This is a genomic window from Roseivirga sp. 4D4, assembly GCF_001747095.1.
In the GTDB taxonomy this organism is placed as follows: domain Bacteria; phylum Bacteroidota; class Bacteroidia; order Cytophagales; family Cyclobacteriaceae; genus Roseivirga.
Genome location: NZ_MDGP01000001.1, coordinates 1,211,146 through 1,236,770, shown reverse-complemented (window position 1 = coordinate 1,236,770; position 25,625 = coordinate 1,211,146). Strand labels below are relative to the sequence as shown.

The following is a 25,625-nucleotide window of genomic DNA, read 5'->3' as shown; positions in this document are numbered from 1 at the left end:
ATTCAGTCCTCAGACTTGTTTTCAAGTTTTTTGAGTCTTTCATCAATAGACTCCATGCCTTTAATGACTTCATTAAATCCTTTCTTAAGGACTACTATAGTTCCTAAGAGAAGCGTTATGCATGCTATACCAAATATTAAGTCCATGGGTTTATTGGGTGTCTTTAATTCTTAGTTAGAAGCTTTACCAACCAGTTCTGTATTCACGCTTGACGTACTGATTGGCCTCATCAAAGTTGGTGACTTTCATATTTTCAGCATCCCACAGCAATCTCTTTCTGCCATGGTATTTTGTACCACCCCAGAAACCTTGGTTTTTTGCTTTTGGATCAACTTCGAAATAAGCCTTGAGCGCCAGATTACCAATAAGCAAGCTTTCTGTAAATGGCCCTGCATAGTCAAAGGAAGAACTGGTATAGGCATTACCAAAGCCCGCAATACAGGCATTGACCCATTGTATATAGTGTCCTTCAGGAACTCTCGGGACGGTTTCTTTGACAGATACTTGCTCATTTAACGACAACGGCAGTAACCTTGGGTTAGCTCCATAGCAGTCTGCCAATAGTTTTCCTTTTGTTCCGATGAAAAGAACTCCGCCATCCCAGTTGCCAAAGGCTTCATCATCGCCTAATTCTTCAGGTCTTTCGGGCATTAGACCGCCATCCATCCAGGACACTTTTATAGTTCCTTTGCCATCTGTTCTAGGATATCTTAGGTGAATCTTGCTTGCCGTAGGGAAACTCTTAGGATAACTTTTTGTCTCAAAATTGGCCTTGAAGGCATCGGCCACGCTGCACTCTACACGATCGGGATATAGGATTGGCAGAATTCTATAGACAGGGTCCATAATGTGACAGGCCATATCGCCTAATGCTCCGGTACCAAAATCTGACCAACCTCGCCAATCGAAAGGTAAGTAGGCATCGTTATAGTCTCTTTTTTCGGCCGTTCCCAACCACAAGTCCCAATCTAATCCATTCGGAACCGGATCTTTAACGGTAGGGGTTTCCAACGCCATGGGCCAGATGGCCCGATTTGTCCAGCACTGTACGCTATGAACTTCGCCAATCAGGCCAGCATCATAATACTCTTTCATCTTACGAACTCCATTCCCTGAAGCTCCTTGATTACCCATTTGCGTAACCACCTTATATTTTTGGGCAGCTTCGGTCAATTGTCTCGCCTCGGCTATATCATGCGTAAGTGGCTTTTGTACATAAACATGCTTGCCACGCTCCATGGCATTCATCGCCTGTATGGCGTGCATATGATCGGGAGTTGAGATGGTAACAGCATCAATCCCCGTTTCTTTATCCATCATTTCCCTATAGTCCTTGTAATAGGAAGCTCCTTTGTGATCCCTTCTGGCTCTGGCGGACTGTCGGTCATCCACATCGCATAGAGAAACTACTTTTACACTCGCACTTTTGGCGCACTCGGCCAAGTCTGAATACCCTTTTCCACCTGCACCAATTCCCGCAATGTAGAGCGTGTCTGAAGGAGCAGTGAAGCCCTTACCCAAGACATGTCGTGGTACTATAGAGAATGCAGCGCCAGCAAAGCCGAGGTTTTTGAGGAATTTTCTTCTGGAGGAGTTGTTAGATGTAGAGCTCATACTTAATAAGGTTGAGCTTTAATTTAACGATTCACCCGATAACGACCATGTGATTATCGGAGTTTTGAGAGTGATTTTCCTTTAATGAACTCGATAATGGCTAGCTGGTATTTGTTTGAAGAATCACCGGATAAGTGCTGATAGAAATCTTTGTGATCAAACTCATGAGCATGCATTACTTCAAAGTCAATATTAGGCATCTCCTTCAAGGCCCTTTCTAGAATAAGCGTGTAGCGATAACTCTGACTTTCAGAAATGAGAAGCATCGGTGCAGATAAGCTTCTGAGATGTGTAGTGGGTGAGGCCTCATGAAGTTCTTCTCTAGTATCTCCAAAGACACCTTTCACATGGTTTTCTGCCAGGTCAGGACCGTTGTATTTCAGGTGCGTATCATAATAAGCAGGTATATCGTAGGCACCAGCAATAGGGATTACTCCTGCGATAAGATTTAGGGTAAGTCCTTCAGTTTCGAGGTACTTAGGATCGGTAGCGAGCAATGCTGACAGGTGACCACCAGATGAATAGCCTGAAACAAAAATTCTGTTTCTGTCAAAGCCATATTCCTCAGCATTGGTATAAATCCACTTGAAGGCACTGGCAACATCCTTAATGTGATCAGGATGTCTGATCCCAGTATTGAATTTCGGATCGGCCCATATGGCTGGACTCAGGCGGTAGTTTATCACAGCGACTGAAACCCCTTGATTAGCCAAAAACTTTGCTAAGGCGGCCTCATCCTTCTTGTCGCCAAAGGCCCAGGCACCACCATGAATCCATAATAAAATGGGGGAGTCCTTTTCATCCGATAGATAGAGATCAAGCATTTGCTTTTCGTTATTCGGAGCTTTTTCCGAATAAGCTAGATCTCTTATTACTTTGACCTCCTGAGCTACCAGTTGACTAATTGAAACTAGAAATAGGAGGGTGAGGTACTTTTTCTTCATATGATGTCCTGCATTAAGGTAGCCATTAAATGAACCGGGATTGGGCCTTTTGAAAGCAATTTTCTATGAAATGTTAGGTAATCGAAGTCACCAGAGGTTTTGGCAATGGCTAAGGCTTGTCTTATGGCAATATCTCCCAGCTTATAGGTGAGCACTTGAGCTGGCCACCTTTTCATTCGATTGATCTCTCTTAAGGCAATATCATCTTGTCCTCTGATGTGCTCTTTCCAAAAAGAAAGGGCCTCATCATCAGACCATCCATGATAGTTGAGACCTATATCCATTACAACCCTAGCCGAACGTATGAGATCCCAATTCCACTTACTAAGCTCTTCAAAAGGAGTCTGATATAGTCCAAGTTCCCAACCTAGGTTCTCTGTATATGCTGCCCAGCCTTCTATGAAGCCCATAGAAGGGGACAAAGCTATATGCTCTGGAATGTATAACTGCGAATGATAGTTTCTTTGATAGTGATGTCCGGGAATGCCCTCATGAATCAGTAAGAAGTCAACATCTGAGAGATTGAAGGGTTTATCGAACAGGTTGTAATAGAATGTATTGTTCGAATAGTAAGCTGGTGTTTGTGCCAGGGCTACATTTCTTCCTCTAGCTACGTTCAGTGAAGGCATTCTAGAGAATTTTGGAAGAAGTTTACCGAATTGTGTCTCAACTTTACTCAGCTTTGCATGGATTGATTTTTCAATAATCGATCGGTTATTGGTAAAATTAGAGCTTGGTATTTCTTCTTTTATGTCCAGTTGCTGAATGTGATTTTTCACTCGCTCGATTTCGGCCAAACCGAGATTGTAAATTTGGTTCATGGACAGGTCACTTCCCGTCCACTTTTTAACCAGATATTGATACCAGATACTTCCTTGCGGAAAGTCAAATATTTTGGGTTCAGTGCTAAGCTTCTTTTTACCTGCTGAGGCGATGAGCCTACACTTTTCTATTTGCAGTGCTGATTCAAATGATAAGAACTGATGATCAAACTGTTCTTCATTACTTAGTTCTTTTATCTCGATAGACAACAGTCGTTCCTGGATCGATTCGAAAAATGTAAGTTGTTCGTTCACATCTACTTCACCCAGTAGTGCATTGATATACGTTTTGAAGTCAATGCGCAGCGTTACGGGAGGGTGTATATGAAGGAACTCGTTGTAGTCATTCAGCAGTCTGTCGAGGCTTTCAGCCGATTGAGCCTGAGATTGAATAGGGAAGAGCGCGACTCCAAGTAACACCATGATGCAAAAGCCCTTAACCATCCTCTATTAAACAGACTTTTCTTAAAAAAGGATATGCCAAGTTTGCGAAAGACAAATTGAGTGATAAAGAACAAAAAAGGGGCTGAATAATATCCAACCCCTTTTCTCTATCCTTTGCTTGAAACTAGTTCGAAGCTACTTCCAACCAATATCTTCTAAGCTTAAGCTGCTCAGGGGTGGCACCCAAGTTAAACTCAAGCGCAAGAGGTGTTGGTACATCAACTTGTTGGTTAGGGGCACTCAATATAATTTCTTTTTTCTTTCCATCAATATCCCTTAAGACAGTAAATGTGAATGTCTCGAGTTGAGGGATTTTTGAAAACTGGTCAGTAATAAAAGTGTTAATTTCAGGTCCTAACGGAGGAAACTGCTCTCCGTTCATTTTAATCAGGATGTCACCATTTTGAAGCTTTAGTGCTCTACCCATATCGTCCATGGCCTGATCATTACCAATTGATAGGTAAGGCTTTCCTTCATGCTGAATTACCTGAATGTTAGACTGGTTCAAAACTATGCTGTACTGTTTGGTAGTACCATTGAGTACAACATCAACACCTACTTGATCGAACACTTCTTTGTAATCAATTGGCGTATTGCCAGCAACGTAGGTATTTAGAAAATCTCTGATCTCAGGATAGGTTAGGGCAACGATTTCGTCAAATAGTTCTTCATCTTTAAAGGATACATCTTTTCCATATTTCTTGGAAAGATCAGCCATCATGCTCTGTACACCATAAGCGCCATCAGAAAGCTTTCTTAGTTTGATATCTAGTGCAGCACCAATCAGCGCACCTTTTTGATAAACATTGTAATATTGATCTGCATACTGATCCAGAGCGCCAAGGCTCAAGTCGGTGAATGCCAAGGTATCCTTGAACTGCTGGGCGATCACCATTTTTTGACCTAACATGCCTAAATACTCTTGTGGTGAAACAAGTCCGTATTTGACTTGTACACTTCCAGCAAAGTATTCAGTCATGCCCTCATACATCCATAGGTGACGAGACATTTTCGGGTCATTGAAGTCGAAGCTGCCAATCTCTTCTGAATGAATATTCAGAGGAGTCACAATGTGAAAGAATTCATGCGCTGCAAAATCTCTCAATTGCTGATTCATTGGCCCAATGGTGCTTTCAGGCATGAAATAAAATGAGCTGTAAGAATGCTCTAATGCACCAAATGACTGTACAGGTTCATCTGTGAAATAGAAGATGAACGCATATTTGTCAACAGGTAGCTCTCCACCCAAAAACTTGCTCTGTGCATCTAAAACCTCACCAATGCTCTCAGCAATTTCCTTGGCTGTCACCTTATTGTTGGGAGAATAGCTAGCCACCAAAACCTCGGTATTTGCCACTTTAATGATGGCCGTGTCCGCTTGGCTATACATTAGAGGCGAATCAACGAGTCTATCGTAGTCTTCAACTATAAATCGATCAACAAACTTATCCTCATTACCCTGACGAATCTCTTCATTCTTTAATGACATTGTAGATATTGAACCCATCATGGCCGGTTTCAGTCCAGTAGCACCATAGAATTCTTGATCTCTAAGAAAGTTTACTACGAATGGCTCCTTTTTCATGCCTTCGAAATAGCCAAAGAAGCCACTTGGGTTGATGATAATGTTCTTATCTGCTTCAATATTGGTCCCTGCTGGTTGGAAAATGGTAGGCCCTTCTTTCTGAGTGTCATATGTGTCTTCTACCCAGTAGGTGATCTTTCGTAACTTCTTGGCATTTTTGATTGTCCAGGAGTTGTCATCTAAACGCTCCACTTTGATTTCACGACCTTTCTTATCAAAGGCTTTAAGTTCTGAAACCATTCGGCCATAGTCGGCAATGGCATAAGTACCCGGAATGATTTTGGGCATGTAGAAAGTAATCTCTTTCTGTTTGATTTTGGGAGTCGACAATTCTACGTAGACTTTATCATCTACTACTTTAGTCAAGTCAACAGTATACTTATATGGATTTGCTGCCCAGAGTGAAGTTGATAGGAACAAGCCTATAAACAGCACGAGCAATTTTGATTTACTCATAGGATTCTCTTTAAACGTTGTTTTTTGACGGCATTTGATGCCTTTTGGTTAATACCTTGTCAATTCTGGGGCCAAACATAACATAATAAGTAGTGACGACATATTGGACCGATGAAAAAGAGGTGGTGTCTTTTGCTAATCACTTTATGTGACTTAGGGTGGTTAGCATGATTAATGCCGATATCTATGTCACATAAACATGTGAATTTTTTCAATGAATCACCCCTAGAATCAAATCAAAGCAGGTGGATATTATGTAAGTGGTTTCCTAATGGCCAACCATCGTTCTTAAGGAAAAGAACCGAATACATATGAAACTGAATTTCCTTTCTTTGTTAATTATCCTTGTACTGATCTCTTGTGATTCGTCAGATGGTGACGAGTTAGCTCCGGTCATATTTTCACCCAGTGGCATTGAACATTTTGATATTAATAACCGAGGGAATGCCTCGGACATTCGCCTGTTCTTTGAGTTCTCACAATCTATACAGCATGTTAGAGAGTTCCGGATAATATTAGTTCCTGAAGGCAAACAGCCAGAAGTAAGTATTTCTTCATTCTTATCGGCTAGTAGTCAGGTGCAAATTGTTCCTGCACAACAAGGGGAGATTAAGCTGACATTGAATGCCTCACTGAAGGATTTGGATGGGAACAATATCAGCGATGGCACTGCCTACGCTGTGGCTGTGGCCTCTATTCACAAGACGAGCGAGGAGGACAGCAAGTTTTTGATTAGCAACCAGTCTGTGACTTTGACGCCAACAGAACTGAAAGACCTGTATATCAGTAACAGTAGGGGTAACTCCGTGGTCGTAATTGACGAGGTAACAGGAGAGCTGATTGGTAACTTCATTTCACCTGGAATTGGTGGGCTTGGAAATACTCAGGAATTAATCATCAATGAGGCGGGTAATTTTCTGGTAACTGGGGTTGATAATACTGCAGTGAAACTGTATGATGGAACAACTGGAGCATTTATTCGAGATTTTACCTCTGGCTATGTACTGGGAGCACCCACAAAAACCTCAATTGGACCCGATAACTTGCTTTACGTGAGTCAATGGACGAATAACATTAACAATGTCGCACGATTCAACTATGAAACAGGCGCCTTTGTGGATGAATATATCACCGGGGTAGATCGCGCCATGGGACATGCCTGGGATAGTGATGGCAATTATTATTTGGCTTTGTTCGGAACACCTTCGGTTGTTAAGTATGACAGTCAAGGAAATGAGGTGGCAAAGATTGGTGAGGGTCTGCTTCAAGGTCCTGTAAATGTCTGGGTAGACGAGAGCAGAAACGGACTTTTTGTAGTGGACTGGTCAGTAGGGCAGGTTAAAGAGTTCGATTTAACAACCGGCAGTTTTAAGGCCAACCTTGTCACAGGAATGCAAAGGGTTGAAGGCTTTCTATTCGGAAGAGACAATGCACTGTACCTGTGTGATTGGCAGAATAACTCAGTCAATGAATACGACTTAACTTCGGGCGCTTCCAGAAGAGTTATGCAGTTCGATATATTGAATAACCCCAATGGGGTTATCTACGGACCTAATATTGATCCCAACTAAGGGCTAAAATTTCAGTAGGAAAGAGGTGCCTCGATCCTTAGTAGAGCGCACCTCAAGGCTGCCTTTGTGCAATCGCATTATTTGTCGTGAAAGTGAAAGTCCAATACCTGATCCTGAAGTCTTTGTAGTATAGAATGGAACAAAAATATTCTCCACGATTTCATCAGGAATTCCAGGCCCATTGTCAGAAACCGTAATGGAAGTTCCTTCTTCATCTCGATGTGCGTGCAAAGATATGGTTGGTTTTTTTTGGCCTTGCAAGGCCTCAATAGCATTTTTGAACAAGTTGATCAACACCTGATCTATCAGGTCAGGGTCAATTTCAATTGTTAGTTCCTCCTCGAGGTTCAACGCTAGTTGAATGAGGTTTTGGTCAATATCGGCTTTAAATAGATTAACGAGCCTACTAATAAGCTCTTCGACCTTGACCGTTTGAATATCAGGTTTGGGAACTTTGGTAAGCTGATCGTAAGTCTTTACAAAATTGGCCAAGCCTTTACTCCGTGATTCTATCGTCTCAAGTCCACCCACCAAATCTTCAATACCTTCATCATCCAATTTGGATAAATCTGGCTGTCCCGAATCATCTTTGATCATTTGTAGAATTACGTCTGACAGCGTTGAAATGGGAATTACGGAGTTCTTGATTTCATGGGTCAATACTCTAATAAGTTTCTGCCAAGACTCAATTTCGTTGGCCTCAAGTTCGCTTTTAATGTCTTGAAAGGAGACCAACTTAAAAGCTTCATCTTGAAGTTTAAACTCAGTTGCAAGGATAGAAAGGTTCATCAACTTTCCTCCCAAAGTCAACTTCACCAATTCACGTTCGCCATTCTTTATATTGGTTATTGTATCTCTAAGCTCCTCCGAAAGATGCTTTAAAGATCGAATTGATGTGATCAGGTTTTTATCGAATAGTTCTTTTGCTGCGTGATTAACCAATTGAACTCTCATTTGATCATCAAAACAAACCAGTGCCACACGTACGTGCTCTACAATGGTCTGAAGGTAGATAAGGTTAGAGGCCTTCTCATTACGTAGTGTCTTGAGGACTTGATTGATCTCATGAAAGGCGTAATTCAAGTCATCCTCCTTTTTGTAGTGGTATGTATTGCTAAAGTCTTGTTGCTTGATAGCCAGTAAGAAGTTAGCCAGCTCGCGTCTCGATCGTTCAACGTACCGGACCAGGTTGATCAAAGTGACAATTAGTGCAAGAATCAGCCAGAAGGAAACGAGCCAAAAGTGAGTCTGAGTGATCACATAAACGGACCCGTAACCGAAAAGAATAATGAGAGAGATCCTGATGATGACATTCCATCGGAAGTATTTATACTCCATTAATCATCAACGGTTTTATTCACATAGAAGACTAATAGGCGAAATTCTGTATCGATCATTTTTTGACAACCCCAGCGTAAACCGTAATTAATATTCATCATGAATTCGTCCGGAGTGGTATATATGGAAGTAGCGGCTTTATATCCCATCAATTCGGTTTCCAAGCTAATGTCGTCATTTGACCCAAAAATGTAAGCTTCCTTTTGATCCCGGACATCGAAGAACATATAGCAGTCAGTTTTTGCCAGCAAGTACATTCTTACTGTAGTATTGCCCTCTACTCGTAGATAGCTGGTCGTCTTATTATTAACCCCTTTTAGTGTATAGTCGAAAGTGCCAAAGTGAACCCAGTCAGTGGTCTCATCTTTCATTTGGCTTTCGCGAATTAGATTGGCTGCATCATCTATAGACTCCTGACCCAAGACGGGCTGAATCCACAGCATGAGGACAAGGAAGGCAGTGAGGCTTTTCATCCAGGTTGAGAGATTGAGTTAGTCAAGACTAATCTAGTAAATACTTTCCTAAAATCTTAGACTACAATCCGTATTTCGACATCTTTCGATATAGGGTGCTGCGACCAAGCCCCAGAGCCTGAGCGGCTTTGGTAAGGTTACCTTCAGCGTTTCTTACAGCATTCTGAATGGCCTGTTTTTCCATTTCCTCAATATTGTAATTGTCGCTGGCAATCACATTTTGAGTCGGCCTTTCAATCAGTAAGAAATCTTCCGGGGCAAGCAGGTGTGAGTTGGCCATGATAACGGCTCTTTCAATTGCATGCTGTAATTCACGTACATTGCCTGGCCAGGAATATCGCTTCAATTTGTTGAGTGTAGTCTCATTGAGACGCATCTTTTCTTTGCGGTACTTCTTTCCGTACATTTTCAAAAAGTGCAGCGCGATCGGTTCAATGTCTTCAATTCGTTCCCTAAGGGGAGGAAGCTTAATCTCTACCGTATTGATTCGATAAAGAAGATCTTGTCTGAACTCGTTTTCTACAATCATATCGTAGAGCGGCATATTGGTAGCACAAATTAAGCGAGTGTCTAATGGTGTCACTTTATTCGACCCAACTCTCGATATCTGCTTGAATTGAATGGCAGTTAGTAGTTTTGCTTGCATCGCAAGCGATAGATTGCCAATTTCATCCAAAAATAGAGTGCCATCATTCGCCATTTCGAATCTTCCCGGCCGATCCTCTTTGGCATCGGTAAAAGCACCTTTGGCATGACCAAACAACTCAGATTCAAAAAGAGACTCAGAAACTGCCCCGAGATCTACCTTAATAAAGTTCTCGTCAGCCCTTGGAGACCTATTATGAATGGCTCTGGCAATGAGTTCCTTACCCGTGCCGTTTTCACCTAGAATAAGCACATTAGCATCTGTTACCGCCACTTTATCAATGGCATCAAAGACAGGCTTCATTGTAGGACTTACGCTGATGATGTCATCGAATTCTCGTTGCTGATCTCTGACAACAATCTTCTGACTAGTTTTTAGCTCCTTAACCTGTTTCTTGGTCTTACTTAGTGTGTAGATAGACTGCACCGTAGCCAGAAGCTTTTCTTTTTGCCAGGGCTTAACCAAGAAATCAACAGCACCTTCCTTCATGGCTTCTACAGCAATGTCTACTTCGCCATAGGCCGTGTTCATTAGAACATGCGCATCAAGATCCTTTTTCAGGATTTTCTTGAGCAGCTTAATCCCTTCTTGACCACTTGTGAGGCCATAAGAGAAGTTCATATCAAGGACAATGACATCGTACTTATGTTGATTCAATAGAAAGTCCAGTTTCAATGGATCCTTCTCTGTGATAACAGTTTCAAAATGCTGTTTCAAGATCATCTTGGCAGTGTATAATACTCCCTGATCATCATCGAGAACGAGAATTTTGGCGTCAGCTTTGTCCATTTTGCGTAGGGCTATTACCTAATTGTCCCCTTAAGGTATTTATTGTGTCAAACTGATACAAGTACTCGTGTCAATTTGATACGAAATTCTTTATAAGAGCCGGCTTTTTATTGGTAAGTGGTTGATATATAGTCTTATAGAATAATTGGTATAGTATTGGGCTATACTGTGTCAACATGTTCAAACACTTGGCTACTTTCAGTATCAGAATGGCTTTCAAGCATAGAAGCTTATCCATTGTCAACCTATTGGGTCTAAGCATAGGTTTGGTGGCCTTTGTGAGCATACTTTATTACGTGAAGTATGAAAGTAGTTTTGATACTTTCCATTCTAAGAACGATCGCCTACATAGGGTAATAATGTCTCGTTATGTAAATGGCGAATTAGCCAGCACAAGGCCTGATAACTACCCAGCATTAACCGCAGTGTTGGAAAATGACGTTACTGGCATTGAAGCTGTGGAGCCTCTTCTTTACAGTTCCAGAGGTGGTACCTTAATAAAGTTCAATAACCACAATGATTTACTCAGAGACGACCTTAAGGTACTCAGTACTTCAGCCGGTTTTTTTAGTCTATTCGATCTAGACTTGCTAGCAGGTGACTTTGCTAGGTTGGATGAACCCTTTACAGGTTTAATCTCTAATGAAATGGCCAGCACCATATTTGGTACTGAGAGCCCAGTCGGTAAGACATGGACAGAAGATGATGGGCATGAATATCTAATTCTTGGTGTTTACAAAAAATGGGAGGACAACTCTCACTTGGACTTCGACCTGATCAGGTCTTTTGAAAGTATTGGTGCCCGGCATCAGTCAACAGATCATCATGATTCATGGAGCTGGGGCAGAATGAAAACCTATGTGCTCCTTGAAGAAGGTGTTGACAGAAATCTTGTAAATGATCAAATAAAAGACATCATAGCCGATTATAAACCTCAACAAAGTGGTCTTGATTTAAGAGAGGAACTTTTTCTACAAAGGGTAAGTGACATTCACCTAAAGTCTGATTTTGACGAAGATCAGCTACTCAACAGAGCCACTAGCCAGGTTTATGGTCTTTTGGCAATCGGGATCATCATATTGCTACTTGCCTGGATCAATTTCGTCAATTTCTCGGTTGCAGGAGCCTTGGAAAGTATTAGGAGTTCCGGAGTTCAAAGGACCTTTGGAGCTAGTTCGAATTATTTGCTCTATAGACAGTTGTTCAATGCTTTCCTTGTGAATGGTATTGGACTTGTGTTAGCACTGAGTATTTGGCAATTAGCCCAGCCTCTTATCAATCAAATTGCCGGAATTCCTTCTTCCTATCAGCCTGAAATGAGCTTTTACTTAATAATCCTTTCTGTGGTGTTCACAGGTGCAATAATTAGTGTTTTGGCACCTCTGAGTATTTTAAGGAGAACGAAAATAGCTGATGCGTTAAAAGGTGCTACGGCTGGTGGCCATTTGGGTACAAAACTGATGAGAAAGGGATTAATTATCTTCCAATGGGCCGCGTCCATCTGTTTGATCCTTGCCGTAACTACCATATGGTCACAATCAAACTATTTGCACGGGATTGATCGGGGAGTCAAGACTTCGGGTATTTACATAGTGCAGCAGCCAAGGGATTTCGACTATGATGAATTTGCCAGCAATCCAGACCTAATTAAGGAGAAATGGCTGACTATTCCTGGCGTTAAGTCGGTTGCTTCTTCATATGCCATTCCAGGTAGTAGGCCATCTGCTTATGAAATAAGAGAGCTGAATGCTCCAATATCTGACAATGTGCCAATCCATGAACACCAGGTAGATCAGTCTTTTTTATCCCTCTATGGAAACAGGTTTTTGGCGGGAAGGAATTTCTCTAGTCAGTTTAGTTCAGATGATCAGGGGGCTATTCTTAATATTTCTGCAATGATGGCCCTATTCGGTAATATTGATCCAGAAGAAGCTTTGGGCAGACGAATTACCAGTCCTGAGAATGAGTACATCAGAACAGTAATTGGTGTAGTAGAAGACTATTATCAACTTTCTCCAGCAGAGCCTCAAATACCTATCAACTTCGTTTTTGACAGTGAAAGTCGTGGCTATTATTCAATTGCATTTGAAGGGCAGCAAATGACTAATATGATGACATTGGTAAAAAGTCGCTTCGAAGAAGTGTTTCCCGGAAACATCTTTCACTCTTTCTTTTTAGATGATTTCTACAATCGACAATTTGAACAAGAAAGACACACCACTCTGCTTCTTGGGGGCTTTTCGGTCATTGCCATATTGCTCAGCCTGATCGGAATATGTGCTTTGACGGTACTTGATCTGATTAAGCAGATGAAGGCTTTGAGTATCAGAAAAGTGCTTGGGGCTAATCTCAAGTCCTTATATCTACAAGTGGCAAAAGGGAATATTATGATGTTCGTGGTAGCGGCCCTAATCGCATTTCCATTGAGCTTTATTTTTCTAGATAAGTGGCTGGAAAAATTTGCCAACCGAATAGACCTGTCTGCCTATAAACTATTGATTCCGGTCATCGCAACAGTCGCTGTATTGGGAGCAGTGCTATGGCTTGTTTCCTATAAATCACTGATTCAAAATCCAATTGATCACCTTAAAGAAGACTAAAAGAAGATGTTTAGAAATTACTTCAAGACTGCTTTCAGAATTCATGTAAAGAATAAGCTTTACTCATTTATCAACTTCATAGGGCTGTCGATTGCTTTAATGCTCTGCTTTCTGGTTTACCTGTTTGTCCAGGACGAATTCAGCTATGACAACTTTCATCAGGATGGTGATAGGTTATTCCTTTTCCACGCCATAAACTATAAAACTGATAATCCTCAGTTGGAAGCTGGATTCTGGGATACAGAGCCTTTAAAGGGTGTTCGTAAGGAGGCTACTATGAACTTACCCTTTCTGAAACTTATCGAGACAAGTTTACCAGAAATAGAGAATGTAACGCGTATTGAATATCAACGATTGACTACAATTAAAGATGGAGAGGAATCTAGAGAGATCGTACATTATGTGGATCGAAACTTCTTTACCAATTTCTCCTACACCTTCCTTGATGGAAGTTCAGAAGTTGCCTTCGAGACAATCAACGATGTAGTTATCACCAAGGCATTCGCCATCAAACATTTTGGGACTGTCAATGCGGTGGGTGAGGATTTAGTCGTTCTAGGCTCGACCAATACGATTTATAATGTTAAAGGGGTTATTGATTTGCCACATAACACAATGCTCAACCTCAATATTATCGCCCCTGTTGAGAACTCCTATTACTTCAAAGAGCATCAAGATGACTGGAACTATTATGCTATATCAGTATTCTTCAAACTAAAGGAAAATGTTGCGGTAGACGCAGTCAATTCCAAGATTCGAGATGTTTTCCTTGATAATAAGGAGGAGACTTATCTATCCAGAGCTCGTGAAAATCTGAAGTTGTCTGAAAACAATCCAGTTGTCCAGTTCGGTTTAAAAAGTGTCTCGGAAGTATATTTAGATCCGACCCTCCAATATAATAAGAGTTCTTCTCCGCTATATTCCTATATACTTATTGCCATTGCTCTGGTCATACTCCTTATCGCAAGCATAAATTATCTGTCGATTAGTATTGCTTCTTCGGCAGTTAGAAGAAAAGAAATAGCCGTAAGAAAGGTAGTAGGGGCAAATATTCCTCAGTTGAGAGTTCAATTCTATCTAGAGGCATTAACCTTGACGTTGTTAGCCGTTCTCGGTGGTTTCACATTGATGCAAACCTTATTGCCAACATTTAACGAAATGTCTGGTAAGGCCTTACTTCCAAGTACCAGTGAGAACATGGTGTTATTGGGCTACGGGTTACTATTTGGCCTTTTTATTTCTTTTGTTGCAGGTGGTTATCCAGCTCAAATTCTATCCAGATTCAAAGTTTTATCAGGCCTAAAAGGCCAAATGACCAGTCGAGTGAGTCCAGGCTTGATTAAAGGAATGATGGTCTTCCAGTTTACGCTATGCCTTGTCTTCATTTCTATTAGCATAGTGATGCAAAAGCAATTCAGTTACATCAGTCAAAAGGACTTGGGTTTTGATAAGGACCAGATAGTAATGGTGGGTGGACTTTGGGGCCAAGCCGAATTAGTCAAGCAAGAGCTCATTAAGTCTTCATCCGTCAGAGATGCAGGAACAAGTAATGGGATATTCATTGGAGGAAGTGGTTTTGGTTCAATGATTATTGATGGCGTTCAGCACAGAATTAGACGTGTCAGAGTAGGTAAGGAGTTCCTCAGAACATTAGATATCTCCTTTGTTGATCGTGAGGGTTACCCATCACCTGAACAGTTCGAACTTAAGGAGGGAAAAAACTATGTCAGTGAGACCTACTTCGATTTGATTGCGGGGGACTCAACTATGTTTAGTTATCACAAAGATAAAATTGGAGGTGTCGTCAAAGACTTCCATTTTGAATCTCTTCAAACAGCTATTTATCCTATAATCTTTGAGTTAGCAAAACCCGAAGTGCTTTCAACGCTCTTTGTAAAGTTGGAAGCTGGAATGATAGAACAGGGAGTTCAAGATGTAAAGGCTGCTTTTGAGAAGGTTACTGGAGACCCACTGAATGAGGTGCGTTTTATGGATACTTTCTTGGCAACGCGCTACAAAGATAGTCAGCGGTGGCAACGGATCATTAATGCATCTACCACGCTGGGAATTCTCATAGCCAGTATCGGACTGTTTGGACTTACTGGAATCAACTTGGGAAATAGGATCAAGGAGATCAGCATTAGAAAGGTACTGGGTGCAGATTTTAATCAAATAGCCTACCTGTTGAACAGACAGACACTAGTGCTAATCTTCATATCCGCTATCATTTCGATACCGATCGCTTACCAGTTGACGACTAAGTGGTTAGACTCATTTGCCTATAGTACAGCTGTATCAGCAGATATTTTTATCATTTCAGTATTGGTATTACTAGGTATTGCTTTGGTCACAGTGCTATTTCATTCTATAAAATCAGTAAGGACTAATCCTGCGGAAGTACTGCGCAATGAATAAATAGAGAGCTATGCTAAAGAACTATTTCAAAACTACGATCCGATCACTGGCAAAGAATAAGCTCTTTTCCTTTATCAATATTATTGGTTTGGCTGTCGGAATGGCGGCTGTGCTTGTGATTTTCCAGTACGTAACTTATGAATATAGTTTCGATAAGTTTCATGAGAACAAAAGTGAGATATATCGATTGAACCTTGGAAGGCTTGATACCGGTGTCCCTTCTAGTGCGACAAGTGCAGGCGTGATGGGACCTATACTAAAGGATAACTATGCTGGCATCAAGTCTTTCGTCAGGCTCAGACAATTCCCTTCATTGGTTGAACATGATGAAACGAGAGTCCATGAAGAGAACTTTTATTTCACTGATTCTTCCTTTTTTGAGGTCTTCTCATTTGAGCTTCTGGAGGGAAAGAAAGATGAAGTTTTACAAGGACCAAATACCATTGTCCTAACTGCTTCCTCGGCCATGAAGCTCTTTGGAAGAACAGATAATTTAATTGGAGAATTTATCGAAGTAGATAATCGAATGACTTATAGGGTTGATGGAATTGCCAAAGACCCTGAGAAAAATTCTCACTTCAGCTTTTCGTATCTGGCTTCGATCGCTTCAGTGGCTAACCATTATAACGTACCACTTAGGACCTACCAATTCAATGAATGGTATGCACATTATGTGCATACTTACTTGTTATTAGAGGAGAATGCGGATGTCGAGCATCTTCAGGGTCTGATCGTCTCTGCTTCAAAGGAACACTCAAATCCTGAATACTATGAGCTTTATGGGACCAACATGGGCTTGTATTTACAACCTTTGACAGATATCCATTTGAATCCAATGTTTGGGGAAATTGGAGTGGCTGGTGACATGGACAATCTATATATTTTGGCGAGTGCTGGATTTATCATTTTACTCTTAGCCATTGTCAATTATATCAATTTGTCGACTGCCCAGTCAATGAAAAGGGCTAAGGAGATGGCTTTGAGAAAAACTCTGGGTGCTTCAGGGCAACAGTTGGTCATTCAATTCTTGAGTCACTCTGTATTACTGAGTCTTATTGCTTTCTTTTTTGCGATTACACTTTTACAAATTCTCCAGGAACCCTTAATTCAAGCTTTAGGGTTACCGAGTGAGAGTCTTTCTCAATTCTATTCAAAGTATTTGTTAGAAACCACTGGACTTGTCTTACTCATCGGGTTGCTTTCAGGCATTTATCCGGCAATTCGACTTTCATCTTCAGAACCCAATAACCTGTTTCGGGAACGATCGTCAGGCAAACAAAGGTTCCTATTGAGGAAGGTTATCATTTTCCTTCAGTTCTCAATTTCAATCGCTCTTATATCCAGTACGATTATTGTCTTTTCTCAGGTTCAGTTTATGAAAAGCCAGGATCTGGGCATTGATACAGAGCAAATACTTCTCTTGCCTACCTATGGCAACGATGAGATTCATGCCTCTTATGAGGTCTTCAGACAAAGATTAACTGAAATACCGGAGGTAGCATCATCGACTCTGGCAGAGCTATCTCCAGGAGAAAGCATTTTTGGTATTATCTCAAAGTTTGAAGGAATGGGGGAGTCTAAGTCTTTCGCTACAATTGGTGTGGACTATGATTACCTCAAAACCTATGACATATCGCTTATTTCGGGCAGAGGTTTCTCTCGAGAGATTGCCACAGATACCCAAGAAAGAGTCATCATTAATCAAAGGCTTTGTGAAGAACTCGGTTGGTCTGTCAACGAGGCAATTGGTAAGACCTATGATATGGGAGGAGATGGAGGAACTCCAGGGTTTGTGATAGGCGTTGTCGAAGATTTTCATTTTAATTCTTTGAAGCAGTCTATAAGACCCGTGGCCATGGTTATAGCACCAAATTTCTATCAAAAGGTTGCAATTAAACTCAATACTTCCGATTTCTCAGGGAGTTTGGCAGCACTGAGGGATTCATGGAACCAAGTCTTTCCACAATGGCCGTTTGACTACAGTTTAGTCAAGGAGGAGTTTGATCAGCAGTACAGCTCTGATCGCAGGTTCGGTAACCTGTTTCTTCTTTTCACATTCTTGGGCTTGTTTATTGGAGCACTTGGTGTATACGGTCTTATTCAGTTAATAACAGAGTATAGGAAAAGGGAATTAAGTATAAGAAAGGTGCTTGGTGCTGAGCTATGGAGGCTGGTCAATTTGCTATCCAAAGAGTATGTCAGTTTAATGCTGCTCGCTTTTGTATTCAGTGCTCCACTGGTCTATTTCTTTATGACGGAGTGGTTGGCAGACTTCGCCTTTAAGGTTGATATCGGTTGGTGGATGATAGGACTTTCGTTAGTCACCATCGCCTTAATATGCTTTTGTACCATAGGGTTAAAGATTTACCAAGCGGCCAAATCGAACCCTATTGATCATCTTAGATATGAATAAACAAGTAGGAAAAGGCCCAAGAAACTCAAAGTTGTAGGTTATGTTAAAGAACTATTTCAAAACAACATTAAGGTCAGTAATAAGGAAGAAAGTATTCTCCTTGGTCAACCTCGCTGGGTTGTCGACTGGTCTGGCTGCCTGCATAGTTATTTCGGCATTTATCATAAGTGAGACTTCATTCGATAATTTTCATACAGATTCACAAAGGACCTATCGCGTCATAGAACAAGTTGAGGGTGGTGAATTAGGACTAAGATTAAACGCTCAAGTCCCGGGAGCTGTTGGGCCGGAGGCTAAACAAAATATTGCTGGGGTGGATGAATACCTGAGAATTTTTGAACTAGGCGTTTTAAATATAAGAAATGGTGAGAATGAGTTTGGAGAACCCTTCTACAGCGTTGACCCTAACTTCTTTTCATTTTTTGACTATGAATTGATACTAGGAGATCGTTCGACAGTCATGAATGAGCTAATGGGCGTGGTTCTTTCGGAATCAGCCGCAAAAAAATACTTTGGAGATGAGAATCCGATAGGTAAATCTCTGGAGGCCCGAACTAACAATGGTGATTTCACGCTGGTGGTCTCTGGTTTGATGAAAGACATGCCGGAGAATTCACATTTGCATTTCGATATAGTGTTCCCGCATAGTATACCTGATCAGATGTTCAATGATTTCTTATCGTCATTTAATAGTAATTGGGGGTACAGTAATTTCACCACTTATCTAAAACTAGGAACTTCTGCCAATCAGGCGGTGGTTACAGATCAGTTAAATCGACTTACCTCAGCCAACAGACCTAAAAGTGAAGACAGGCTGTTTGCATACTCATTGCAACCCCTAACTGATATTCATTTTAAATCAGAATTACTTGAAGGAGACCTCAATTATAGAGAGAGTAGCAGTGACTATGTTTATATATTTTCCATTGTAGGTCTTGTACTGCTTACCATTGCCTTGGTTAACTATATCAATTTGTCAACCATTAAGGCGACTGACCGAATAAGAGAAATTGGTTTAAGAAGAGTAGTCGGTGCCAGTAGAAGACAATTGATTCTTCAATTTATGACCGACTCGGCCTTCTTCTCTACTTTCTCACTTGTTCTCGGGTTTACGCTGATTCAATTAATAAGACCATTTCTGACCTCAATGTTTGGGGTAGATATTATTATCTATCTGTTACATCCAACGGCAATCGCACTCATCATAGGGGTTGTTCTGATATTAGGCCTGCTAGCAGGTTACTATCCAGCTCTTATTGTTTTAAGAAGTAAGATGATAGCTTCTTTAAAGAATCAAACCATTGGAATGCATCGGCAAACTTTTTTCAAAGGAGTCACACTAATTCAGTTTGTAGTTTCTATTACCATGGTGTTGTCGACAATAGTCGTCTATAGTCAGCTTAACTATATTAATAATAAGAACTTAGGTTATGAGAAGGAAAGTGTTGCACTAATCGAAATTAACAGCAATCTGGCCAGAAGAAATCGACAACAAATAATAAACGGATTTCAGAGTATTCCTGAGGTCATGCAAGTTTCAGCAGTCAGTCGAGTACCAGCGGAATGGAAACAATATTATGAAATTGAATTGACTAACGAAGCAGGAGTTGTTGTTCCTAAAATTCCATTCATGACTGTGGATGAAAACTTCCTTGACCTTTTTAATATCGGTTTAGTTTCAGGCAGAAACTTTAGAACTGATAGCAGGGATTCATTAAAGGTTTTGATCAATGAAACACTGGCACAGCAGCTTGGAATTAGTCAAGTTGAAGGGCAAAATTTAACACTGAGTGGAATTAAAATGGGCGCTCAGGAGCTCGGTTTAGCCAGAAATCCTGTTTACGAGGTAGCTGGAATAGTTAAAGATTTCCATTTTCAATCCCTAAGGGAAAGAATACCCCCAATGGTCATGGGCTTCAAAAGAAATGTCCTTCAAAATATAGATTACTTTACGGTCAAACTTCAATCTGCAAACCCATCAGAAACTATGCTTCAACTGAAAGAGGTAATGAAGCTATATGACCCAAGCCCATTTGATTATAATTTTTTAGACGACAAGGTTGCCAGGTATTATGAGGAAGATGCTAAGAGAAGTAGCCTATTTATAGCCATGTCTTCAATAGCAGTGTTCATTGCCTTTATAGGGTTGTTCGCGTTAGTCAATGCCGCAATTCAAAGGCGAGTGAAAGAACTTGGCATAAGAAAAGTGCTTGGTGCTGGTTCAAAGTCGTTGGCTCTCTTACTATCATCAGAATATGCAGTTTTACTGGCTCTGGCAATGATTATTGCGAGTCCAATAGGTTATTGGGGCATCTCTCAGTGGTTAAATGACTTCGTGTATAAGACCGAAATCCATTGGTGGTTCTTCGGTTTTGCCTTGGTGATTTGTCTAATCATCACGGCACTGGCAAGTTTTACACAGATTTATAAAGCAGTTTCTAAGAACCCCTCCGAAGTATTAAGAACGGAGAATTAGAAGGTCAATAATAATTATCTAAACAAACAGAAATGTTAAAGAACTATTTCAAAACAACACTCAGGTCACTCAGAAAGAACAGATTGTTTTCTCTGATCAATATTTTTGGCCTGGCCGTAGGCATTACTGCCTCAGTATTTATACTTCAATACGCCTTTTTCGAATTGAATTTCGATCGCTTTCACTCGAAGTCTTCGACTATCTATCGTGTCATGAATGAGCGGTTTGAAGGGGAAAGAATGATCCAGCGAGGACAGATCACTTACTCTGCTGTGGGTAAGCAGATGTTTGAAGATTACCCGGAAATCGTGGATTACTTTACCCTCAGCACGTTCGGTCAAAACGTTATTGAACATAATCAAAACCCTGTAAAAATTCCTTTCTCGATTTTAGTCGAGCCAAGCTTTTTCGACATGTTCTCATTCAAGGTGTTGGCTGGGAATCCGAAAGAGGTATTTGATCAGAAACGTAAAATGATCTTATCAGAGAGCGTGGCTGAACGGTTGTTCAAGTCAGATGAAGGTGATTGGGATCAATACATTGGACAGATTATCCGAATGGGTTCAAGCCGTTTAGAGTATGAATTGGTAGGGATTCTGGAAGACGCACCATCTAACTCAAGCCTTCAATATGATGTGATTTTATCACGAGCTACAACTTTTGATTTTTTCGATCAGGCTGAGTTTGGCTGGTTAGGCTCGGATTACTTCCACTATATCCAATTAGATGAGAATGCTGATCCGGATGCTTTAGTAGCAAAGTTTGAAGATTTTAGCAGTAAGTATTTCAAAGGGGATGAGGTCACCGGAACTTTTGAAAAATTCCATTTACAGCCTTTAGAAGATGTTTATCTGTATTCCGACTATGAATATGAGAACCATAATACCTCAGAAGGCAGCACAGTCTGGATTTTGATTCTGATTGCCGTGTTCATTCTTGTCATGGCATGGATCAACTATATCAACCTAACCACTTCAAAGTCATTGCAACGTGCAAAAGAAGTGGGAGTAAGGAAGGTGGTCGGAGCCACAAAAAGACAGTTGATCATTCAGTTTTTGACAGAGTCATTGGTGCTTAACTTTTTGGCGTTTGTCTTAGCAATCACATTGGTGCAGTTTTTCCAATCTTTTTTCAACATGTTGGTGGAAAGAAATCTGGATTTGATCGAGTTTTTATCCTCTGAACTCCTTGGTACATCTGTGATTGTATGGGTATTGGGAGTGTTATTCCTGGGGTCATTTCTTTCAGGGGTTTATCCCGCGTTTATACTAGCTGCTTTCAACCCTTCAGAATCCCTCAAGGGGCAATTCTCCAAGAGCTCTAAAGGTCAGTTGCTAAGAAAAACATTAGTGGTATTTCAGTTTTCACTGTCAATCGCTCTAATAGCCGGAACCATACTGGTTTATCAGCAGACCAAGTTTATGAAAAGCCAAGACTTAGGTGTTAACATGGACAGGGTAATAACACTCGAAGCACCTGCTCTGACTAGAATGGATACCACCTTTGTAGAACGTATTTACCAATTCACGAACACCTTAGAAAGAAACGCCAGAATCAATAAAGTAGGCACATCAATGTCTGTTTTTGGAAGCCGATTGCCAAGAACTTTCAATGTGAGAACCAGTGCCGAAGGAGAGGGACACATGCTCAATAGACTCAATGCCAATTTTGGCTTTCTCGATGTATATGAAGTAGAGCTACTCGCTGGTAGGAACTTTCTACCGACCGATCATAACAGAGACTTTAACTTGATCAAGGGAACCATATTGAATGAGAAGGCGGTAAAGCTATTGGGTTTTGAAAATGCAGAAGATGCCGTCAATAAGAAGATAACCTTTTTTGGAAGAGATTGGGAAATCATAGGCGTGACTGCCGATTTCCATCACAGGTCGCTCAAATCGTCTATAGAACCATTAATGATTTCGCCTTTTTATAATGGAGGTGACGATACCTATCATATTCGAGTTGACGGGTCTAATTTGCCAGAAACCATTTCCTACATTGAGAAGACATTTGACGAGTTCTTTCCTAACGATCTCTTTGAGTATAACTTCATGGATGCTCGGTTTGATAGTCAATACAAAGCGGATCAGCAGTTTGGGAAAATTTTCAACCTTTTCTCATTGTTGGCCATTGCCATTGCTTGCTTAGGCCTGTTTGGCCTGGCAGGGTATACAGCAATTCAAAAGACCAAAGAGATTGGGATTAGAAAGGTATTAGGTGCATCAATTGGGAATATTTTGCATATGCTTTCCAGAGAGTTCTTCCTACTGATTCTCTTATCAAGCTTCATCGGCTTGCCTTTGATCTTCCTCGGTGGTAGAGCTTGGCTGGCTGGTTATGAGTATCAAACGAAAATTGGAACGCTATTTTTCTTATTACCGGTATTGATCGTCCTCTTGGTTGCTGCTACCATCATTGTGGGGCAGAGTCTTAAAACGGCACAGTCTAATCCGGTGAAGTCGCTTAGACAAGACTAAATCTAAATTGAGAATCATGATTATATCTAACATACGTTTCGCATTTAGACAGTTGAATAAGAATAAGGTCTTTACCACGGTTAATGTGGTAGGCCTGGCACTTTCAATGGTTGCCTGTCTCTTGATCTTTAAGTATGTCAGTTTTGAAAAAAGCTATGACACATACCATCAACAAACGGAAGATATATTTAGGATTTATCGTATCGCTGATGGTGAAGACCCGGACGATGGAGTGGCTTCTATCTTCCCAGGAATTACTCCGCTCTTGAAGCGGGAAATTCCCGAATTCAAGTATGTTACCAGAGTCATTGGGTCCGATAAAATCTTCCAGTCCTTTGCTTTCACACACTTTTCAAGCGAAGGCCAGGCAAGGACCTTCAACATTCCAAAGGCTTTTTTTGCTGATCATGATGCACTAGATATTTTCACTTTAAGTTGGCTAGAGGGAGAGGGCTCTCGCTCTTTGGCTAACCCGAACGAGTTGGTCATTTCAAAGTCATTTGCAAATCGGTTCTTCGGTGATGCCGAGGCAGTTGGAAAGGTCTTGAGATTTAAGAACATGGAGGTGGATTACCTGGTCACTGGAGTATTCGAGGATGTACCTGACAACAGTCATTTCAAGTTCGATATATTATGTTCATTTAGCTCTTTACCAAAGGAATGGGAGCTTGATACAAGCTTTGGATGGGGTAATTTCTATACCTATACCAAGCTGATGGATAACACCGATTTGGCATCTCTGGAGCCAAAAATGAATGATTTAATAGGTCAACATGGAGAGGCCTGGTATAAGGAGGAAGGTATCTACTTTAAGTTTCAGAACATTGCAGATATCCACTTGAATTCGCACCATAGTTTTGAATTAGAAGCGAACGGAAATAAATCCACCGTATCATTTCTTTCTATCATTGGTGTCTTCATTATGGTGATCGCCTGGGTTAACTATATCAACCTGAGCACTTCAAAGTTGGTAGACCGAGCGAAGGAGGTAGGTATCCGAAAGGTTATGGGAGGGTACAGAAGACAATTGATAGGGCAGTTTTTGTCAGAATCATTATTGGTTAACCTCTTTGCTCTGACCTTAGCACTCACGGTCCTTCAATTAAGCAGAAGCTTCTTCGAATCACTGATTGGTATTGAAGTCAATTATTTCACTGGCAATAACCTTATGGTGACATTGGGCTTTGCCATACTCTTCACACTAGGTTCCTTACTCTTTGGACTTTATCCGGCAGTACTCTTTTCGCGCCAGAAGATATCCAGTGTTTTAAAAGGGAGGTCCAGAGTGAGCAAGTCGGGACTTCAACTGAGAAGAGGCTTAACTGTATTTCAGTATGTGATAGCAGTGGTTCTTATTTTGGGGACGGTTGTCGTCAAAGCGCAGCTAGAATATATACAGAGTGAGTCGCTAGGGATGAATATTGACAGGACCTTGGTCGTGAAAAAACCCTTCATGTCTGAAGAAGGTCGAGCGTTGAGCAAATCTGCTTTTATGAACAGTGTAAGGCAAATGAGTGACGTAAACGCTATAAGCGCCTCTTCTGAAATTCCGGGTTATGAGATCTCATATATGCGATGGGTGGCCTTAGGGCCCGGTGAAGAGGATAAGGCGCTGTATGCTAAAGAGATAGCAATCGATGAGTCATTTATTGATTTATATGAAATTGAGGTGCTCCATGGGCGTAATTTTTCCAAAGAATTTGCCGATGCCAATGCTTTGGTACTAAGCTTATCAGCGGCTCAGGAGCTTTTGGGGACGGAGAATCTTGATGAATGGATTAACCAAACCATTTATTATGAAACAGCCCCTTACCGTTTGGTGGGCATTGTTGCTGATATCAGTCAGCAGTCCCTAAAAGCGGAAACGGAGCCTCATATTTATACCTATCGCAATCGGGATAAGTTCTATTCCATAAAGATCAATGACAGCAATCTGCAAGCTACCATTGGACGAGTTCAAGAGGCTTTTAATGCAAGTTTCGCAACGAGTCATTTCGACTACTTCTTTCTAGACTCTTATTTTGATCGTCAGTACAAGGCAGATAGATTATTTGGTCAAATATTCACTTTCTTCTCCCTGTTGGCCATCGTGATTACTTCATTAGGTCTATTCGGCTTGTCACTGTATAATATCGGTCAGCGATCTAAGGAAGTGAGTATAAGAAAGGTACTTGGAGCCTCAGTGAATAATATATTCTACTTATTGACAAGAGAGTATTTGCTGTTGATGCTACTTGCTTCAGTCATAGCACTACCGATTGGATACTATTTTGTAGACCAATGGCTGAGCGGCTTTGCGAGCAGAATGAGCTTAACCATGGTCCTTTTTATTCTTCCGGTCGTGATTGTTTCTGCTTTGACACTGTTGACCATTTTATATCAGGTGATTAAAGCAGCCTTTGCCAATCCTGCTGATTCGCTTAGGTACGAGTAGTAATAGGCGTATCATGATGAAACAAAAGTGTGTCATCATGATACGCTTTTTTTGGTTGAAAAATACCTATGTTATTGATAATCAGTAGTATAATGTTTTGGTACACGTATTGTAAATTACTTGGCA

General features: G+C 41.0%; 15 protein-coding genes. 7 read left to right on the top strand and 8 right to left on the bottom strand.

Annotated elements, in window-relative coordinates; all coding sequences use genetic code 11:
• Positions 1-2: 2 nt before the first annotated feature.
• From BFP97_RS20695 to BFP97_RS05240, 5 genes are all read right to left on the bottom strand, one after another.
• On the bottom strand, positions 3-146 hold the full coding sequence (locus BFP97_RS20695) for a hypothetical protein (protein ID WP_170827408.1): 144 nt from the start codon (positions 144-146) through the stop codon (positions 3-5).
• 37 nt (positions 147-183) lie between these two features.
• A complete protein-coding gene (locus BFP97_RS05255) occupies positions 184-1,614 on the bottom strand; it encodes a Gfo/Idh/MocA family protein (protein ID WP_069841405.1) in 1,431 nt (476 codons plus the stop codon).
• A gap of 53 nt (positions 1,615-1,667) precedes the next feature.
• Positions 1,668-2,558, bottom strand: a complete 891-nt coding sequence (locus tag BFP97_RS05250; protein WP_069841404.1) for an alpha/beta hydrolase — start codon at positions 2,556-2,558, stop codon at positions 1,668-1,670.
• Positions 2,555-3,802, bottom strand: a complete 1,248-nt coding sequence (locus tag BFP97_RS05245; RefSeq protein ID WP_170827407.1) for a DUF885 family protein — start codon at positions 3,800-3,802, stop codon at positions 2,555-2,557. The genes BFP97_RS05250 and BFP97_RS05245 overlap by 4 nt, the downstream gene beginning before the upstream one ends.
• A 145-nt stretch (positions 3,803-3,947) precedes the next feature.
• The gene (locus BFP97_RS05240; RefSeq protein ID WP_069841402.1) at positions 3,948-5,864 is read right to left on the bottom strand and encodes a hypothetical protein; all 1,917 of its coding nucleotides are present in this window, start codon (positions 5,862-5,864) and stop codon (positions 3,948-3,950) included.
• A 311-nt stretch (positions 5,865-6,175) separates the two neighbouring features.
• Here BFP97_RS05240 and BFP97_RS05235 point away from each other — a divergent pair, with 311 nt between their 5' ends.
• Positions 6,176-7,435 (top strand): hypothetical protein, encoded by a 1,260-nt coding sequence (locus tag BFP97_RS05235; protein WP_069841401.1) that lies wholly within the window; start codon positions 6,176-6,178, stop codon positions 7,433-7,435.
• A gap of 3 nt (positions 7,436-7,438) precedes the next feature.
• Here BFP97_RS05235 and BFP97_RS05230 read toward each other — a convergent pair whose 3' ends face one another.
• The 3 genes from BFP97_RS05230 to BFP97_RS05220 form a co-directional block, all read right to left on the bottom strand.
• The gene (locus tag BFP97_RS05230) at positions 7,439-8,773 is read right to left on the bottom strand and encodes a sensor histidine kinase (RefSeq protein ID WP_069841400.1); all 1,335 of its coding nucleotides are present in this window, start codon (positions 8,771-8,773) and stop codon (positions 7,439-7,441) included.
• Complete coding sequence (locus tag BFP97_RS05225; protein WP_069841399.1) at positions 8,773-9,246, bottom strand: hypothetical protein; 474 nt, start codon at positions 9,244-9,246, stop codon at positions 8,773-8,775. Before BFP97_RS05225 ends, BFP97_RS05230 begins: the two co-directional genes overlap by 1 nt.
• A 61-nt stretch (positions 9,247-9,307) precedes the next feature.
• On the bottom strand, positions 9,308-10,681 hold the full coding sequence (locus BFP97_RS05220; RefSeq protein WP_069841398.1) for a sigma-54-dependent transcriptional regulator: 1,374 nt from the start codon (positions 10,679-10,681) through the stop codon (positions 9,308-9,310).
• Positions 10,682-10,857: 176 nt separating this feature from the next.
• Here BFP97_RS05220 and BFP97_RS05215 point away from each other — a divergent pair, with 176 nt between their 5' ends.
• Genes BFP97_RS05215 through BFP97_RS05190 form a run of 6 tightly spaced genes read left to right on the top strand, consistent with a single transcriptional unit; the run spans position 10,858 to position 25,499 of the window.
• A complete protein-coding gene (locus tag BFP97_RS05215) occupies positions 10,858-13,281 on the top strand; it encodes an ABC transporter permease (protein WP_069841397.1) in 2,424 nt (807 codons plus the stop codon).
• A gap of 6 nt (positions 13,282-13,287) precedes the next feature.
• On the top strand, positions 13,288-15,696 hold the full coding sequence (locus BFP97_RS05210) for an ABC transporter permease (protein WP_069841396.1): 2,409 nt from the start codon (positions 13,288-13,290) through the stop codon (positions 15,694-15,696).
• A gap of 10 nt (positions 15,697-15,706) precedes the next feature.
• Complete coding sequence (locus tag BFP97_RS05205; RefSeq protein WP_069841395.1) at positions 15,707-18,109, top strand: ABC transporter permease; 2,403 nt, start codon at positions 15,707-15,709, stop codon at positions 18,107-18,109.
• A gap of 40 nt (positions 18,110-18,149) precedes the next feature.
• A complete protein-coding gene (locus BFP97_RS05200) occupies positions 18,150-20,585 on the top strand; it encodes an ABC transporter permease (RefSeq protein ID WP_069841394.1) in 2,436 nt (811 codons plus the stop codon).
• 32 nt (positions 20,586-20,617) lie between these two features.
• A complete protein-coding gene (locus BFP97_RS05195; protein ID WP_069841393.1) occupies positions 20,618-23,065 on the top strand; it encodes an ABC transporter permease in 2,448 nt (815 codons plus the stop codon).
• A gap of 16 nt (positions 23,066-23,081) precedes the next feature.
• Positions 23,082-25,499 carry an ABC transporter permease gene (locus BFP97_RS05190; RefSeq protein ID WP_069841392.1) on the top strand — a complete coding sequence of 806 codons (2,418 nt, stop codon included), beginning with the start codon at positions 23,082-23,084 and terminating at the stop codon, positions 25,497-25,499.
• The last annotated feature ends 126 nt before the right edge of the window (positions 25,500-25,625 follow it).

Bases quoted from the DNA above. Each gene is read 5' to 3' on its own strand.
- BFP97_RS20695 (WP_170827408.1), bottom strand. From the start codon at position 146: ATGGACTTAATATTTGGTATAGCATGCATAACGCTTCTCTTAGGAACT.
- BFP97_RS05255 (WP_069841405.1), bottom strand. From the start codon at position 1,614: ATGAGCTCTACATCTAACAACTCCTCCAGAAGAAAATTCCTCAAAAAC.
- BFP97_RS05250 (WP_069841404.1), bottom strand. From the start codon at position 2,558: ATGAAGAAAAAGTACCTCACCCTCCTATTTCTAGTTTCAATTAGTCAA.
- BFP97_RS05245 (WP_170827407.1), bottom strand. From the start codon at position 3,802: ATGGTGTTACTTGGAGTCGCGCTCTTCCCTATTCAATCTCAGGCTCAA.
- BFP97_RS05240 (WP_069841402.1), bottom strand. From the start codon at position 5,864: ATGAGTAAATCAAAATTGCTCGTGCTGTTTATAGGCTTGTTCCTATCA.
- BFP97_RS05235 (WP_069841401.1), top strand. From the start codon at position 6,176: ATGAAACTGAATTTCCTTTCTTTGTTAATTATCCTTGTACTGATCTCT.
- BFP97_RS05230 (WP_069841400.1), bottom strand. From the start codon at position 8,773: ATGGAGTATAAATACTTCCGATGGAATGTCATCATCAGGATCTCTCTC.
- BFP97_RS05225 (WP_069841399.1), bottom strand. From the start codon at position 9,246: ATGAAAAGCCTCACTGCCTTCCTTGTCCTCATGCTGTGGATTCAGCCC.
- BFP97_RS05220 (WP_069841398.1), bottom strand. From the start codon at position 10,681: ATGGACAAAGCTGACGCCAAAATTCTCGTTCTCGATGATGATCAGGGA.
- BFP97_RS05215 (WP_069841397.1), top strand. From the start codon at position 10,858: ATGTTCAAACACTTGGCTACTTTCAGTATCAGAATGGCTTTCAAGCAT.
- BFP97_RS05210 (WP_069841396.1), top strand. From the start codon at position 13,288: ATGTTTAGAAATTACTTCAAGACTGCTTTCAGAATTCATGTAAAGAAT.
- BFP97_RS05205 (WP_069841395.1), top strand. From the start codon at position 15,707: ATGCTAAAGAACTATTTCAAAACTACGATCCGATCACTGGCAAAGAAT.
- BFP97_RS05200 (WP_069841394.1), top strand. From the start codon at position 18,150: ATGTTAAAGAACTATTTCAAAACAACATTAAGGTCAGTAATAAGGAAG.
- BFP97_RS05195 (WP_069841393.1), top strand. From the start codon at position 20,618: ATGTTAAAGAACTATTTCAAAACAACACTCAGGTCACTCAGAAAGAAC.
- BFP97_RS05190 (WP_069841392.1), top strand. From the start codon at position 23,082: ATGATTATATCTAACATACGTTTCGCATTTAGACAGTTGAATAAGAAT.